The following is a 15,195-nucleotide window of genomic DNA, read 5'->3' as shown; positions in this document are numbered from 1 at the left end:
GTAGGTGTCCTTGGGTGAGATCCTGGCAAGGTATGTCCAAGAGATCAACTCGTGGTGTGATGAACTCCTAGGCGACTACATCAAGGGACTGTCAACTCGCGCCGGTCGATCGGCCAGCGGCAAGGAGTTCAACGATCCCGTTTGGGGAACGATCTCCCTCTCCCCAGCGGAAGTCGTTGTGCTTGACAGCCCACTGCTCCAGCGTCTTCGTAGGATCCGTCAACTCGGCGTCGCTCACTATGTGTATCCAGGCACGAATCACACGCGACTCGAGCACAGTCTAGGCACATGTCAGCAGGTGTCTGTGTTGACCGAGTCGATCAACCGGCATGAAGACGGTGCCGACTTCGGACGCATAGATGACGACTGGGCGAAAACATTGCGTATGGCAGGCCTTTGTCATGATGTCGGCCACGGCCTTATGTCTCATGCTGTCGAGAACGCGCTCAAGCATGACCGCGACATCACAACACTGATACTCGAGTTCACCGAGACAATTGGCAGCGATGGTGACCCGCAGCTCTCTGAAATTGCTGCGCACTACATGCTGCTCTCGCCGGCGGTCAGCGAGCTTTTCGACCAAGCGTTTCGACTTGCTGGGGAGGCTGTGCCGACAGATATCGCTAGACGCATAGCCAACTGCATCGTGGGAAGGTCCGATGACCAGTCATATCCACTGATTCACGAGATGATCAGCGGGCCGTTCGACTGCGACAAGCTCGACTACATGACGCGAGACGCGATGATGTCAGGGGTGCCGGTGGTAACCGATGTCACTCGTCTCACCCAAAAGGCACGTGTGCTCGAGGTTCGAACTGATCGGCTGCCCCAAGAGCTCATGGACGTACTTCAAGACAGTGGCGGCACCCACAAGATCGTAGCGATCGCACGATCCGGGGCTAGCACACTTCATGAGGTAGCACTGAGCCGAAGCCTGATGCACGACAAGATCTATCGCCACCACAAGGTGCGCGCAGCAGAGAGCATGCTTCGAGCCTTCACGGACACGGCCAAGTCAGCGATTTCGAAGGCTTCGACGATCATGCCGTTGATGATCCACGACGATCGATTTCTCGGACTTACGCTTTCGGATCTGGAAGTTCTGGCCGCAGCCAATGACGCCCCGTCGGCCGAACTCACCGTCGCGGCCGATATCGTAAACCGATTTCGCACGCGCGACTTGTTTGTGCGGTCGTTCGCGTTCGCCCAGAAGATGCCTTTTGACGCATACAGAGATGAGAAGCAGCAACGAGAGGGCATCGAAGAGCTGATCCGCGATGCCGACAAGTTGGCCGGGCGTGTGCAACTCGCGAAGCAAGTTGCAGGTCTTGTTGCAGATTGGGTATCCAAAGTTGAGCCCGGGCTGGCTTTGCCGTCATCCCCAGATATGCTCCACCACTACATTCAGTTTGATCCGCCGAAGATCTTCACCGACGACTCCATGACCGATCAGAGTCGCGCATACATTATTGATGACGAACGTGAACTGGTGACCCTTGGGCAAGTCAGCGCAGAGACGCGAGGGTGGGCCGACGCTTACATCAACACGCGCGATGTGGGGTTCGTATTCGCGCCGCGCGAGATTGCGGCCTTCGTGCATCTAGCGACGCAAGTAGTACTAAGAACCTCGCGCCGGATCATGATTCCCGAGCGGATGCGCTCGTACGCCAAGATCGACAACGAACCTATCCGCGAGCTACACAAGCGGTTGGTGGCTGCCGGACTATATGACGACTACCCAGCAGACTTGCGCCCAGTGTCTGATTTTCTCTTGACTGCAGGTGCGAAGAAGAGAATCGAAGACTCAGCGAAGGCGCTGGCCGGATACATGGGACCAAGCCGGGCCGACGCAGCCGGCAAAGTCGAGACAGGAATTATGAATCCGACGAGAATCCAGAATTGGGTTGCTCAGTTTCCGGAGAAGTATCAGGCGGCGGCGTTAGCGGTAGTCGAGAGCGTTCTAGTGCTTGATCGTCAGCGAATTAACCAGACCCTTGAACGGTTTTTCTCCGAGAACCCGGAATTCGCAGGGGCCGGGCTCGTGCCGATTGGGGATCCAAAGGATGGATCTGCACTTCACACGTACTTCGCAGGGGACGCGGGCCGGAGACATGGCTCCGAACCTGCGCCTCTCCATCAGGCCGTTCTCGACGACAAGCCGATCGTGTTCATCGATGACATCGTTGGCAGAGGGTCATCGATTATCAGTATCTTCAGGTCGTACTTTGGAGGTGAGGATGCTGAGGGACTTGGCGAAGCTCGTCACCCGATCGCCCCCGAGCTACAGGAAAGGCTCGCGAGTGGCAAGAAGATTGCGATCGTCGCAGCCGCTGGGCGACGCAGTGGTCTAGAGCGCATCAATGTCGAGCTCACTTCTCTTGGGATGGACGTGACGACATTTACGCTTGTGAGCGACTCGGACCTTCCTCGGGTTTCCCAGCTGGATGGAGTCACCGAACTGGATGAGTTCATCGAATATTGCCGGCTCTTCGCAATCAAGCGGGTAGGTGGGGTCTGAATCCGCCGCTTTCGAGCAGGCTGCGGGCGATGTAGTTGCTGAGGTTGCGGAAGCCGAGCGCACTGCCGCGGAGGTGTTCGAGTCGGCCGTTGATCGCCTCGGTTGGACCGTTCGAGGTGCCGGGCAGGTCGAAATAGGCCAGCACGTCGCCGGCGCGGCGATGCAGGGTGCGGCCGAGCTTGCCCAGCTCGACGAGGACTTCGGGAACGCCGTGACGCAGCGAGTCGATCACCGCTTGCAGGGCTCGGCGCCCGGCGGCTCGGTCGGGGTGCCGGTAGGCGGCGACGATGCTCTGGTAGACGGCCCAGGTGGTCTCGACCTCGACATGCTCGTCGATGGCGAACACCGCCTCGATGCGGGCGCGCTGTCGGTCGGTGAGGAACGCTTCCCCGGTGTGCAGGGCGCGGCGAACACCATAGAGCGGATCGCCGGCGTGGCCGCGGTGGCCGAGGGTGCTGTTGGACGCGTTGCCGGGTGCGGTCGAGGGCGTCGCCGGCGAGCTGGACGACGTGGAACGGGTCCATCACCTCGATCGCGTCGGGGAGGGCTTCGGCGGCGGCGGTCTTGAAGCCGGTGAACCCATCCATCGCGACCACCTCGATCCCGGCCCGGAACGCCGGGGACTGCTGCTCGAGCCAGGTCTTGAACACCGGCTTCGATCGGCCCTCGACCATGTCCAGCAGCCGCGCCGGACCCGTCCCGTCACGCACCGGGGAGGTCGATGACCACGGTCACGTAGCGGTCCCCGAACCTCGTGTGCCGCCAGACGTGTTCATCGACACCGATCACGGTGACCCCATCGAAGCGGGCCGGATCGCCGATCAGCCTCCGACGGCCTTCCTCCAAAACAGCACTGTTGGCCGTGTGCCAGGACACCCCGAGCCGAGCTGCGACTCGGCTGATCGTGAGATGGTCCACGACGAGCGCGGTGAGCGCCCAGGTGAGCGCTCCACGGGACAGCTTCGACCTCGGCTCAGCCGCCGCGGTGCTGTCCTGCCGCCACGACCTGCCGCATCCCGAGCACCGGTAGCGGCGCACCCGCACCAGCAACGTCGTCGGCCGCTCGCCGAACGGGACATGCGCGAGCCGTCTCGCCTCGGTGCCGCGCGAGACACCCTCCGCCCCGCACCACCGGCACCACTGGTCCGGCTCCACGATCCGGCACTCCAACACCGCCCGATGTGCCTCGATCCGCTGCCCGGCGACCACGAGTCCGAGCTCCTCGAGACGGCAGAAGACAGTCAGATCGGCGGGGTCGAAGGTAGCGTTGAGCACGTCGAGGTCTTTCTCGGATGGTGAGCCTGAAGAACTTCCATCCTGGAAGACCTCGACCCTGTCTCCAGACCCCGACGCGCTACCGACCTACCCCCTCAACTGCGAAGAGCCATATTGCCGTGGGGTGGGACTCGCCTTAACCAGTGACAGCGAGCACTCTCAAGAGCGAGCGCTCGGCTATGGAAATGAGGGATTCCTCGTGATTTCTTCATTCAACACGCCGACGATGACACTGACCGCTCTGTGGGGCAGCGGACTCGTGAACGATGCCGAGTGGCGGCCACTCTTCGCCCGTCGAAAAAAGTTGTAGCCAAACAATCAGCCAGGACCGGGTCGCTCGCCCTGAGCAAGCCGTCCCGGCTTCAACGTGGCTGATGATTCGTGTCTATATGGCTGTTGAGCTCGAGAACACGTGTGTTGCCACTTTGCGACTTCATCGTCGGACCAGGCTCATTGCGTGCGCTTGGCCACGATCTGCTGTCGGAAATGAAGTCCGTCTCGCGCCACAAGGGGCCCGCCAGGGTGCAGGCGAAATTGATGCTCCCCAGCTCCTCGGCGCCTAGTTGAGAGGTAAACCGACGCTCTGAGCGTGTTGCGCATTTCGATGCCAGGTGATGCAGTGGTGGCTCCGACGGGCGTCGATCCCGTGACCTCACGATTTTCAGTCGTGCGCTCTACCAACTGAGCTACAGAGCCGTGCGGGTACATGACCCTAGCGAAAAAGCCCCACCTCGTACCCACATGCTCGGTACTTCAGCGAGGCTCTCACCGCGACCCTGACCGGACTTGAACCGGCGACCTCCGCCGTGACAGGGCGGCGCGCTAACCAACTGCGCTACAGGGCCTTGCGTATTCAGTTGTGTCGGTAGCTGAGTGACCCCAACGGGATTCGAACCCGTGCTGCCGCCGTGAAAGGGCGGTGTCCTAGGCCGCTAAACGATGGGGCCGTGACCGGAAGGAACTCTGCAGCAACCGAGGCACAAGCATACGGGTCGGATGCCGCAAATGCCAAACGCGCGGCAGGGGCCTATTCGCCGCCGATCCGCCCGGCCTCCCCGCCGCGCGGGGCAGCCCCGGTTAGCGTCGCACCAGGAACGCAGGGCGCGCCGGCGACGGTGCGCTCACCGCGCACGCCGTCGCACCTCTAGGCATGCGCGCAAACCGTTGGTAGTGTGGTCAATGGTGTTCGTGTGGAAGATGTGACATAACGCACGTACACCGGAATGGGTTCGAGAACATGCGCGGTACACCACGGCACGGGGACAGCCACAGGAGTGCACGAAGCGAAACAGCACGGGGCTCGGGGGGAGCAGCAATGAGGTCGTCGCACGGTACGACGCTGACCAGCGCCGTACCGTGCGACGACCAGCACCCTGCGACACCGCGTGCCAGTGCACCGCTGCCGGCAGCGCGCCCGCGCCGAGCATCCCTGCGTCGTCGCCTTCTCTCCGCCGTCGGCGGCCTCGCCACCATCGTCATGCTCGTCAGCGGCGTCGTCGCCGCGACCGAGCGCCCCGCCTACGCCGTCGACTACCCCTCGTGGGACGACGTGCTCGACGCGCGCCGCAGCGTCGCCGCCGCGCAGACGCAGGTCAAGCAGATTCGTGCCGCGATCGCCGCCATCACCGCCGAGGTCGAGCGCACGCAGGTCATCGCCGAAGAGGCCGGCGCCGCTTACTTCGAGGCTCAGACCGCATTCGACGAGGCCGCCTACACCGCCGACCAGCTGCAGGCCCAGGCCGACGAGGCCCAGGCGAGCGCCGAGGAGTCGCGCCTGCGCGCCGGGCAGTTCGTCGCCGAGCTCTCGCGCAGCGGCGGCGGCGACCTCTCCGCCTCCCTCCTCACCAATCCGGGGCAGGCGGATGCTCTGCTCTCGCGTCTCGGATTCGCCAGCAAGATCACGCAGCAGGCCGAAGGCATCTACGCCGCAGCCCTGCAGGACAAGAACGCCGCCCAGGCCCTCACCGACCAGGCGAACGTCGCCAAGGAGATTCGCGACGAACTGCGCCTCGAAGCCCAGGCCGCCTTCGAGACCGCGCAGGCCGCCGCGCAGGAGGCGCAGGACGCTCTCTTCGCGCAGCAGGAGAACCAGGCGCGCCTGGAAGCGCAGCTCGCCGTGCTCATCGAGAACCGCGAAGCCACCGAGGAGGACTACCAGGCCGGCATCGAGGCGCAGTACGGCGCGGGCGGCAGCCTCGACGCCGGTCAGATCGTCAACGGCTGGGCCAACCCTGTCAACGGGTGGATCACCTCCCACTACGGCTACCGCGTCCACCCCATCTACGGATACGTGCGCCTCCACACCGGCACCGACATCGCCGCAGGCTGCGGCACCAACATGTACGCGGCCTCGAGCGGCACCGTCACTTACGCGGGCCCCAACGGAACGTTCGGCAACTTCGTGCGCATCGACCACGGAGGCGGCCTCACCACCGCCTACGCGCACATTCAGAACGGCGGCATCCTCGTGCAGATGGGGCAGACCATCGTCGTCGGCCAGAACATCGCCAAGGTCGGCTCGACCGGCGCATCCACGGGGTGCCACACCCACATCGAAGTGCGCCGTAATGGAGTAACGGAGAACCCCGTGACGTTCTTCAGCAACATCGGGATTCAGCTTGGGTAGCGGCTGACGATGCGACGCCCCGGGCGCCGCGGTATCGCAGCCGTCACCCTCGTGACGGCTCTCACCGTTGCCCTCGGGGTGACCGCAGCCACCGCGGCGCCCGCCCCGCCCAGCTGGGACGACGTCGAGCAGGCGCGCGGCGACGTCCAGGCCACCCAGCTCGCCATCGCGCGCATCGAAGACGCCGCCCGAGCCGCCGAGCAGACGTACCTCGAGGCGGCGCGCAGCGCCGTGCTACTCGGCGAGGAGTACCACCTCGCCGAGCTCGCCCTCGAGCAGGCCGAAGCCGCCGCCGGCCGGCTCGAGCAGCGGCGCGACGCCGCCCTCGACCGAGCCGCCGAGTCGGGAGCGCGCGCTGCTCAGCTCGCGGCTCAGCTCGCACGATCCGGCAGTGGCGACCTCACCACGGCGCTGCTCACGGGCGACGCCGACGACGCCGACGACCTGCTCTACCGGCTCGGCGCGATGAGCTCCGTCGGCGCGCGCAGCCAGGCCGTCATGGCGCGAGCGATGCAGGACAAGAACACCGCAGAAGCGCTCACCGCCCAGGCCGAGCTCGCCCTCGCCGAGCGGGAGCGCCTCGCTGCGGAGGCGGCCGACTCACTCGCCGAGGCGATCACCGCCGCCGACCGCGCCGAGCAACGCCTCACCGCGCAGCAGACCATGATGGGCGAGCTCGCCGCGCAGCTCGCGAGCCTCACCGGCCGCAGCGAGCAGCTCGAGCGGGACTACCTCGCCGGCCTCGGCGGCGACGAGCCCGCGCCGGGCATCCCAGCGCCGGGCAGCCCTGCGCCCGGCGGCCCCGCCCCGAGCCCGAGCGCTCCGCCGAGCGGCCCCGCGCCGAGCCCGAGCAGCCCGCCGCCCGCACCGGGGCCCAGCCCGAGCATCCCGCCCCCGTCACCCAGCCCGTCGCCGAGCCAGCCGTCCTCACCGAACCCGCCCTCGGTGCCCGCCCCGAACGCGGGGGCCGTCGCGACCGCGATCTCCTTCGCAAGTGCACAGGTCGGCGAGCCGTACCAGTTTGGCGGCCGCGGCCCGAACGTGTGGGACTGCTCGGGCCTCACCATGCAGGCCTACGCGGCCGCGGGCGTCGCCATCGGCGGGCACTCCGCGACCCGGCAGTACTCGACGGCGGCGCAGCGCGACCGGCTCGTGCCCTACGCGCAGGCGCAGCCCGGCGACCTCATCTTCTACTCCACCGGCGGGGCGACCTCAGGGTCGAAGTACCACGTGACCCTCTACATCGGCGGCGGCCAGATGATCGAGGCGCCGTACCCGGGCAAGACGGTGCGCATCGTCGCCGTGCGCAGCTACGACCGCGTGCCGTACGTCGCGCGGCCGACCCCGTAGGGCCGGCGCGCGGGGCGCCCGAGTGCCAGGTGCGGGCACAGGGCCGTGACTGTGCCCGCTAGTGGTAACTGTGCTCGCCCGAGCGCGCGCACTTGCGACTGAAGGGCACAGTTGCGGCGCCGGGCGTCAGCGCCCGGCTAGTGGTCGGCGGGCGGGACGTACGCCGCGATGCCGGCCTGGATGACGGCCTCGGCGTCGGCGGCAGAGCCCCAGCCCTCCGTCTTGACCCACTTGCCGGGCTCGAGCGCCTTGTAGTTCTCGAAGAAGAACTCGATCTCCTTGCGCGTGTGCTCGGGAACATCCTCGAGGTCCTGGATGTGCGCCCAACGAGGGTCCTTCGCGGGCACGCACACGACCTTCGCGTCGCTGCCGCCGTCATCGGTCATGTTGAAGACGCCCACGGGGCGCACGTCGAGGCCCACGCCCGGGTAGAGCGGGAACTCGAGCAGCACGAGAGCGTCCACCGGGTCGCCGTCCAGGCCGAGCGTGTGCTCGAAGAAGCCGTAGTCGGTCGGGTACACGAAGGGCGTGAAGAGCACGCGGTCGAGAAAGACGCGGCCCGTCTCGTGGTCGATCTCGTACTTGTTCCGGCTGCCGCGGGGAACTTCGATGACGACGGGGTAGGCGCCCATGGGTGCTCCTTGAAAGATGCGAAGAGAGTCGAGAAATCTGCTGGCGGTCGTGCTCCAGGCCGGCCTTAACCTTAGTGGATGCCCACCACACCGCCCGGGGCGCCCGAGCGTCGACCGCGCCTCACCCCGGCGGTCGCCGACGCGCGCCGTGCTGTGCGCGAGAGCCTCGCCGGCCTGCCCGAGGGCTCGCTCGTGCTCGTGGCCCTCAGCGGGGGCCCCGACTCGCTCGCGCTCGCCGCGGCCGCAGCCTTCGAGGCGCCCCGGGCGGGGCTGCGCGCAGGTGCCGCAGTCATCGACCATGGCCTGCAGGGCGACTCGGCCGCCGTCGCCGAACGGGCTGCCGACGCGGCGCGCGCCCTCGGCCTCGAGCCCGTCGTCGTGCGGCGGGTCGACGTCGGCGCGGCGGGCGGCCCTGAAGCCGCGGCGCGCACGGCGCGCTACGCCGCGCTCGACGCGATCGCCGACGAGCTGCAGGCCGCTGCCGTGCTGCTCGGCCACTCGCGCGACGACCAGGCCGAGACCGTGCTGCTCGGGCTCGCGCGCGGCAGCGGCACGGCGAGCCTCGCCGGCATGGCGCCCGTCGTCGGCCGCTACCGCCGACCCCTGCTCGGGCTGCGCCGCGCGACGCTCGCCGCAGCCTGCACCGACCAGGGCCTCGAGCCGTGGCACGACCCCCACAACGGCGACGCGGCGTTCGCGCGCGTGCGGGTGCGGTCGAGCATCCTGCCCCTCATGGAATCCCAGCTGGATGCGGGCGTCGTCGACGCCCTCGCCCGCACCGCCGAGATCGCGCGCGAAGACTCCGACGCGCTCGACCATATGGTGGACGAGATCGCGGAGGAGCTCGTCGACCTCGCGGAGGGGGGATGCTCGCTGCCCGTCGCCGCGCTGCTCGCCAACCCGCCCGCACTGCGCCACCGACTCATCCGACTCGTCGCCGACGCCGAGTTCGGGCTCGCCCTCAGCCGCGCGCAGACCCTCGAGATCGCGCGGCTCGCGACCGACTGGCACGGGCAGGGCGCCGTGCACCTGAGCGGCATTAGGGTGGAGCGCGAAGGTGGTCGCATCGTGTTCCGCTCGAGCGCGCCAGAGCCGCCGGCCGACCCGCAGTCTGACTAGCACAGGCCCACCAGGACCGAGGAGAACTCTTGGACGTCGAGGACATTCGCTCCGACCTCACCGAGGTGCTCATCACCGAGGAGGAGATCCACGCCAAGCTCGCCGAGCTCGCGCGACGGGTCGAGGCCGACTACCCCGACGAGCCGCCGCTGCTCGTCGGCGTGCTCAAGGGCGCCGTCATGGTCATGGCCGACTTCGCGCGCGAGCTGCGCATCCACGTCGAGATGGACTGGATGGCCGTGAGCTCGTACGGCGCGAGCACGCAGTCGAGCGGCGTCGTGCGCATCCTCAAGGATCTCGACACCGAGATCGCCGGGCGCGACGTGCTCATCGTCGAAGACATCATCGACTCGGGGCTCACGCTCTCCTGGTTGCGCGGCAACCTCGAATCGCGCGGGGCGAAGAGCGTGAAGATTCTCACCCTGCTGCGCAAGCCCGAGGCCGCCAAGGTCGAGGTCGAGGTCGAGTACGTCGGCTTCGAGATCCCTCCCGCCTTCGTCGTCGGCTACGGCCTCGACTACGCCGAGAAGTACCGCAACCTGCGCGCCATCGGAGTGCTCGCGCCGCACGTCTACCAGGGCGAGTAGAAACCGGCGTCGCCTCCCGTCAGACGGTGCGCCCGGGGCGAACATCGGGGGGCTGCGAAGGCGCCGCGGGGTAGCCTGTGGGGACGTCTCACCGGCAGAAAGGCGCGGGCGCACGCCCACACCATGAACGTTAAGAAACTCCTCCGCGGGCCCTTCCTCTACATCATCGCCGGAGCGATCGTGCTCTGGATCGGCTTCACCCTGCTCGCGGGCCTCGGCGGCTTCCGCCCCATCAGCACGCAGGAGGGGCTCGAGCTGCTCGAGAGCGGCCCCGTCGTCTCGGCGAAGATCGTCGACGGCGAGCAGCGCGTCGACCTCGTGCTCGAGGCCGAGACCGAGCAGGCCGAGGAGTTCGGCACGCAAGTGCAGTTCTACTACGTGACGCCGCGCGGCGACGAGGTCATCGCGGCGCTCAACGCCGCCGACCTGGAGTCGTTCGACGACGAGGTGCCGCAGACGAACTTCTTCGTGAGCATCCTCGGGCTCATCATCCCGTTCCTCATCATCGGCGTCATCTTCTACTTCATCCTCACGCGCCTGCAGGGCGGTGGCGGTCGGGTTATGCAGTTCGGCAAGTCGAAGGCGAAGCTCGTCAACAAGGAGGCCCCGCAGGTCACCTTCGACGACGTCGCCGGTGCCGAGGAGGCCATCGAGGAGCTGCACGAGATCAAGGACTTCCTGCAGGACCCGACCAAGTTCCAGGCGGTCGGGGCGCGCATTCCCAAGGGGGTGCTGCTGTACGGCCCTCCCGGCACCGGCAAGACCCTCCTCGCGCGCTCCGTCGCCGGCGAGGCGGGCGTGCCGTTCTACTCGATCTCCGGCTCCGACTTCGTCGAGATGTTCGTCGGCGTCGGCGCGAGCCGCGTGCGCGACCTCTTCACGCAGGCCAAGGAGAACTCGCCTGCCATCATCTTCGTCGACGAGATCGACGCCGTCGGCCGCCACCGCGGCGCCGGCATGGGCGGCGGCCACGACGAGCGCGAGCAGACCCTCAACCAGATGCTCGTCGAGATGGACGGCTTCGACCCCAACACGAACGTCATCATGATCGCGGCCACCAACCGCCCCGACATCCTCGACCCCGCGCTGCTGCGCCCCGGCCGCTTCGACCGGCAGATTCAGGTCGATGCGCCCGACATGAAGGGCCGCGAGAAGATTCTGCAGGTGCACGCCAAGGGCAAGCCCATGGCCGAGGGTGTCGACTTCGCCGTCCTCGCCCGCAAGACTCCGGGCTTCACGGGTGCCGACCTCGCCAATGTGCTCAACGAGGCCGCACTGCTCACCGCGCGCCAGGGAGGCGAGCAGCTTACCGACGTGACACTCGACGAGGCCGTCGACCGCGTGATGGCCGGGCCGCAGCGGCGCACGCGCGTCATGCGCGACCACGAGAAGCTCATCACCGCCTACCACGAGGGCGGGCACGCGCTCGCGGCCGCGGCCATGCGCAACACCGACCCGGTGACGAAGGTGACGATCCTCCCGCGCGGCCGCGCCCTCGGCTACACGATGGTGCTGCCGCTAGACGACCGCTACTCGGTCACGCGCAATGAGCTGCTCGACCAGCTCACCTACGCGATGGGCGGCCGTGTCGCCGAGGAGATCGTCTTCCACGACCCCACCACGGGCGCCTCCAACGACATCGAGAAGGCCACGAGCATCGCGCGCCGCATGGTCACCGAGTACGGCATGAGCGCGACCGTCGGCGCCATCAAGCTCGGCCAGTCGAGCGGCGAGGTCTTCCTCGGCCGCGACATGGGCCACCAGCGCGACTACTCGGAGCGGCTCGCCGAGAAGGTCGACCAGGAGGTGCGCGCGCTCATCGAGCAGGCTCACGACGAGGCCTGGCGCGTGCTCAACGACAACCGCGACATTCTCGACCGGCTCGCGACCGAGCTGCTCGAGAAGGAGACCCTCGACCACGTGGCGCTCGCCGAGATCTTCCAGGACGTGGACAAGCTGCCCGAGCGCCCCCAGTGGCTCTCGAGCGAGGACCGCCCGCTGCCCGACCTGCCGCCCGTGCCGATGCCGGCCAAGCCCGCGATCGAGGACCTCGACACGGGAGCCAGCGAGCCCGTCGGCGCGGGAGCCGGGTCGGCCCGCTCGCAGGCGCACGACGCCTCGGCTCGGGCGGGCGAGGGTTCCGCGTCGAGCGACCCCGAGCAGTCGCCGCGGCGCGAGTAGGCTCCCGTCGTGCCGCCCATCGACTCCCGCCGCATCGAGGCCGCGGTCGCCGAACTGCTCGTCGCGATCGGAGAAGACCCCTCGCGCCCGGGCCTCGCGACCACGCCGCAGCGCGTCGCCGAGTCCTACGGCGAGTTCTTCGCGGGCGTCGGCGTCGACCCTGCACCGCACCTGCACGACGATGTCGAACTGCAGTCAGACCCGGGTGAGCGCGGCGAGATCGTGCTGCTGCGCGACATCGCCCTGCGCTCCATGTGCGAGCACCACCTGCTGCCTTTCACGGGCGTCGCGCACGTCGCCTACCTGCCCGCCGAGCGCCTGACCGGCCTCGGCAGCATCGCCCGCGTCGTCGAGACGGTGGCCTCCCGGCCGCAGCTGCAGGAGCGCCTCGGCGAGGACGTCGCCGCCACGCTCGAGAGCGCCCTCGCGCCGCACGGCGTGCTCGTCGTCGTCGACGCCCAGCACGGCTGCGTGACCGCCCGCGGCACGCGGCAGAGCGGCAGCACGACCGTCACCGTCGCCTCCCGCGGCGCCCTCGCCGACCCCGTACGCCGCGCCGAGGTGATGGCGCTCCTCGGGCGGGGCACGGCATGAGCGCGGCGACGGCGCACGACGCGAGCGGCGCGCAGTCGTTGCCCGCGGCACCGGAGGTGTGGGGCATCCTCAATGTCACCCCCGACTCCTTCAGCGACGGCGGCGCGTACCTCGACCCGCAGCGCGCCGTCGACCGCGCGCGCAGCCTCGCCGCCGACGGCGCCCACGTGATCGACGTCGGGGGCGAATCGACGCGCCCCGGGTCGCAGCCTGTGACGCCCGCCGTCGAGCAGAGCCGCGTGCTGCCCGTCATCGCGGCGCTCGCCGCCGACGGACTGCGCGTCTCGATCGACACCATGCACGCCTCCACGGCCGCGGCGAGCGTCGAGGCGGGCGCCGCGACCGTCAACGACGTGAGCGGGGGCCTCGCCGACCCGGCCATGCTCGAGACCGTCGCGGGGCTCGACGTCGACTATGTGGCGATGCACTGGCGCGGCCCGGCCGCCGTCTGGGATGCCGTGAGCGACTACCGCGACGTCGTCACCGAGGTGCGCAACGAGCTGCAATCGCGGCTCGAGGCCGCGCTCGCGGCCGGCATCCCGGCCGAGCGGCTCTGGCTCGACCCGGGGCTCGGCTTCGCCAAGCGGCACGACGACTCCTGGGCGCTCCTGCGCGCGCTGCCCGCACTGGCAGACCTTGGCTGCCGCGTGCTTGTGGGCGCCTCGCGCAAGAGGTTCCTCGGCGAGCTGCTGCCGCCCGACCACGACGTCGAGGAGCGCGACCTGCCGACCGCCGTCGTGAGCGTGCTCGCCGCCGAGGGCGGCGCCGCAGCCGTGCGCGTGCACGACGCCCGCTCGACCGTGCTCGCGCTCGCGACGCGCTCCGCGTGGCGGGGTGCGGGCGCGGCGGCGTCGTCGGCGTCGTCGGCGGAGCCGGCGCGCAGCGAGGTGCCGGCATGAGCGGCGCAGCGCGCGACACCATCACGCTCACGGGGGTGCGTGCTCGCGGCCACCACGGCGTGCTCGCCGACGAGCGCCGCGACGGGCAGGAGTTCGTCGTCGACGTGGCGCTCACTCTCGACCTCGCACGGGCTGCCGCGAGTGACGACGTCGCCGACACCGTGCACTACGGCGAGCTGGCCGAGGCGATCGTCGCCGCGATCGAGCGCGACCCCGTCGACCTCATCGAGACGCTCGCCGAGCGCATCGCCGCGCTCGTGCTCGAGCACGTCGCGGTGCACGAGGTCGTCGTGACCGTCCACAAGCCGCACGCGCCCATCCCGGTGCCGTTCGACGACGTGGCCGTCACGATCACGCGGGGTCGACCGTGAGGGTCGACGCTGCGCGCGACGTCGGCGACGATGGCGAGGGTGAGGAGGACGCGGAGACGGTCGAGGCCGTCGTCGCGCTCGGCGCGAACCTCGGCGATCGCGCCGCCACGCTCGACACCGCCGTCGCCGAGCTCGACGGGCTGCCCGACACCGCGCTCGTCGTCGCCTCGCGCTGGCACGACTCGGTCGCCCTCACGCCCGAGGGCCTCGACCCCGAGAAGCCTCCGTACCTCAACGGCGTCGCCGTGCTGCGCACGCGCCTGGCACCGCACGCTCTGCTGCACGAGCTGCGCCGGCTCGAGCTCGCGCACGGTCGCGACCGCTCGGCAGCAGCGCCGCGCTGGGGCGACCGCACGCTCGACCTCGACCTCATCGTGCACGGTGACGCGCGCCTCGATACTCCGGCGCTCACGCTGCCCCACCCCCGAGCGCACGAGCGCGACTTCGTGCTGCGCCCGTGGCTCGAGGTGCGCCCCGACGCCGTCCTGCCGGGCAAGGGAGCGGTCGCCGATCTCCTGGCCCGCGTGACCGCCGCCAGTGGGGCCCGGCCGTGACGCGCACGCGCCCACTGCCGCTCCTAGCCCTCGCTGCACTCGGGCTCGTGCTCGGCTTTCTTCTCAACACGGTGCTCGCGGCACAAGGCTTGGCCGTCGTCGTGCCTCCGCTCTCCCTCGCGCTCGCACTCGTCCTCATCGCGGCCGTGCTCCTCCTGCTCGCGTGGCCCGTGCGCGCGGCAGCTCGGGGCGAGAAGCGCATCGACCCGTTCTACGCCACGCGCGTGGTCGTGCTCGCGAAGGCGAGTGCGCTCTCCGCGGCGATCCTTGCGGGAGCCGCCGCGGGCATCCTCGCCTACCTGCTCAGCCGTGCGGTCGTGCCGTTAGGCTCGACGCTGGCGTCGGGGGCTACGCTCGTGGCGGCGGTGATCCTCGTGGTCGTCGCACTCGTGGCCGAGCACCTCTGCTCGCTGCCGCCGCAGGACGATGAGCTCGACGAGGCCGCCGCGTCTTCGACCTGAGCGCACCGTGGATCGAGAGGAGGCACCC

Annotated in this window: 13 protein-coding genes, 3 tRNA genes and 1 pseudogene; 12 read left to right on the top strand and 5 right to left on the bottom strand. The window is 68.8% G+C overall.

The genetic code is table 11. The features are described from left to right. Window positions 1-4 precede the first annotated feature (4 nt). Window positions 5-2,518, top strand: coding sequence for an HD domain-containing protein (locus HUJ41_RS11745; protein ID WP_348531835.1), 2,514 nt, complete (start codon window positions 5-7; stop codon window positions 2,516-2,518). On the opposite strand, the pseudogene HUJ41_RS12875 reads toward HUJ41_RS11745, so the two are convergent. Further along, window positions 2,496-3,793, bottom strand: a pseudogene (locus tag HUJ41_RS12875) (ISL3 family transposase). The gene HUJ41_RS11745 and the pseudogene HUJ41_RS12875 sit on opposite strands and share 23 nt — an antisense overlap. 124 nt (window positions 3,794-3,917) lie before the next feature. Here HUJ41_RS12875 and HUJ41_RS12955 point away from each other — a divergent pair. Continuing rightward, window positions 3,918-4,103: a phosphoribosyltransferase-like protein gene (locus HUJ41_RS12955; RefSeq protein ID WP_431356469.1), complete on the top strand. Its 186-nt coding sequence runs from the start codon at window positions 3,918-3,920 to the stop codon at window positions 4,101-4,103. Window positions 4,104-4,413: 310 nt separating this feature from the next. Here the strand turns inward: HUJ41_RS12955 and HUJ41_RS11735 are convergent. The 3 genes from HUJ41_RS11735 to HUJ41_RS11725 form a co-directional block, all read right to left on the bottom strand. Then, window positions 4,414-4,489, bottom strand: a tRNA-Phe gene (locus HUJ41_RS11735). A 75-nt stretch (window positions 4,490-4,564) separates the two neighbouring features. Further along, a tRNA-Asp gene (locus HUJ41_RS11730) sits at window positions 4,565-4,638 on the bottom strand. Between the two features lie 29 nt (window positions 4,639-4,667). After that, a tRNA-Glu gene (locus HUJ41_RS11725) sits at window positions 4,668-4,740 on the bottom strand. Window positions 4,741-5,108: 368 nt separating this feature from the next. Between HUJ41_RS11725 and HUJ41_RS11720 the strand changes: the two genes are divergently transcribed. Further along, complete coding sequence (locus tag HUJ41_RS11720; protein WP_179872689.1) at window positions 5,109-6,419, top strand: M23 family metallopeptidase; 1,311 nt, start codon at window positions 5,109-5,111, stop codon at window positions 6,417-6,419. Between the two features lie 9 nt (window positions 6,420-6,428). Next, entirely contained in the window at window positions 6,429-7,769 is a 1,341-nt protein-coding gene (locus HUJ41_RS11715) for a C40 family peptidase (protein ID WP_179872688.1), read from the top strand. Between the two features lie 137 nt (window positions 7,770-7,906). Here HUJ41_RS11715 and HUJ41_RS11710 read toward each other — a convergent pair whose 3' ends face one another. Beyond that, entirely contained in the window at window positions 7,907-8,401 is a 495-nt protein-coding gene (locus HUJ41_RS11710; protein ID WP_179872687.1) for an inorganic diphosphatase, read from the bottom strand. A gap of 78 nt (window positions 8,402-8,479) precedes the next feature. On the opposite strand from HUJ41_RS11710, the gene tilS reads away from it, so the two are divergent. The 8 genes from tilS to HUJ41_RS11670 all read left to right on the top strand — a co-directional run bounded on the left by tilS (window position 8,480) and on the right by HUJ41_RS11670 (window position 15,167). Continuing rightward, window positions 8,480-9,520: a tRNA lysidine(34) synthetase TilS gene (gene tilS, locus HUJ41_RS11705; RefSeq protein WP_179872686.1), complete on the top strand. Its 1,041-nt coding sequence runs from the start codon at window positions 8,480-8,482 to the stop codon at window positions 9,518-9,520. Window positions 9,521-9,549: 29 nt separating this feature from the next. After that, on the top strand, window positions 9,550-10,107 hold the full coding sequence (hpt, locus tag HUJ41_RS11700; RefSeq protein ID WP_179872685.1) for a hypoxanthine phosphoribosyltransferase: 558 nt from the start codon (window positions 9,550-9,552) through the stop codon (window positions 10,105-10,107). A gap of 123 nt (window positions 10,108-10,230) precedes the next feature. After that, window positions 10,231-12,288 carry an ATP-dependent zinc metalloprotease FtsH gene (gene ftsH / locus HUJ41_RS11695; protein WP_179872684.1) on the top strand — a complete coding sequence of 686 codons (2,058 nt, stop codon included), beginning with the start codon at window positions 10,231-10,233 and terminating at the stop codon, window positions 12,286-12,288. Between the two features lie 9 nt (window positions 12,289-12,297). Then, complete coding sequence (gene folE, locus HUJ41_RS11690; RefSeq protein ID WP_152584041.1) at window positions 12,298-12,882, top strand: GTP cyclohydrolase I; 585 nt, start codon at window positions 12,298-12,300, stop codon at window positions 12,880-12,882. Continuing rightward, entirely contained in the window at window positions 12,879-13,781 is a 903-nt protein-coding gene (gene folP, locus HUJ41_RS11685) for a dihydropteroate synthase (protein ID WP_179872683.1), read from the top strand. The genes folE and folP overlap by 4 nt, the downstream gene beginning before the upstream one ends. After that, a complete protein-coding gene (folB, locus tag HUJ41_RS11680; protein ID WP_179872682.1) occupies window positions 13,778-14,152 on the top strand; it encodes a dihydroneopterin aldolase in 375 nt (124 codons plus the stop codon). Before folP ends, folB begins: the two co-directional genes overlap by 4 nt. After that, a complete protein-coding gene (gene folK, locus HUJ41_RS11675) occupies window positions 14,149-14,706 on the top strand; it encodes a 2-amino-4-hydroxy-6-hydroxymethyldihydropteridine diphosphokinase (protein ID WP_179872681.1) in 558 nt (185 codons plus the stop codon). The genes folB and folK overlap by 4 nt, the downstream gene beginning before the upstream one ends. Beyond that, the gene (locus HUJ41_RS11670; RefSeq protein ID WP_179872680.1) at window positions 14,703-15,167 is read left to right on the top strand and encodes a DUF3180 family protein; all 465 of its coding nucleotides are present in this window, start codon (window positions 14,703-14,705) and stop codon (window positions 15,165-15,167) included. Before folK ends, HUJ41_RS11670 begins: the two co-directional genes overlap by 4 nt. The last annotated feature ends 28 nt before the right edge of the window (window positions 15,168-15,195 follow it).

Source organism: Microcella indica (assembly GCF_013414345.1).
In the GTDB taxonomy this organism is placed as follows: domain Bacteria; phylum Actinomycetota; class Actinomycetes; order Actinomycetales; family Microbacteriaceae; genus Microcella; species Microcella indica.
Note: the sequence above shows the minus strand (reverse complement) of the source record. Positions and strands in the feature narration are given on the sequence as shown.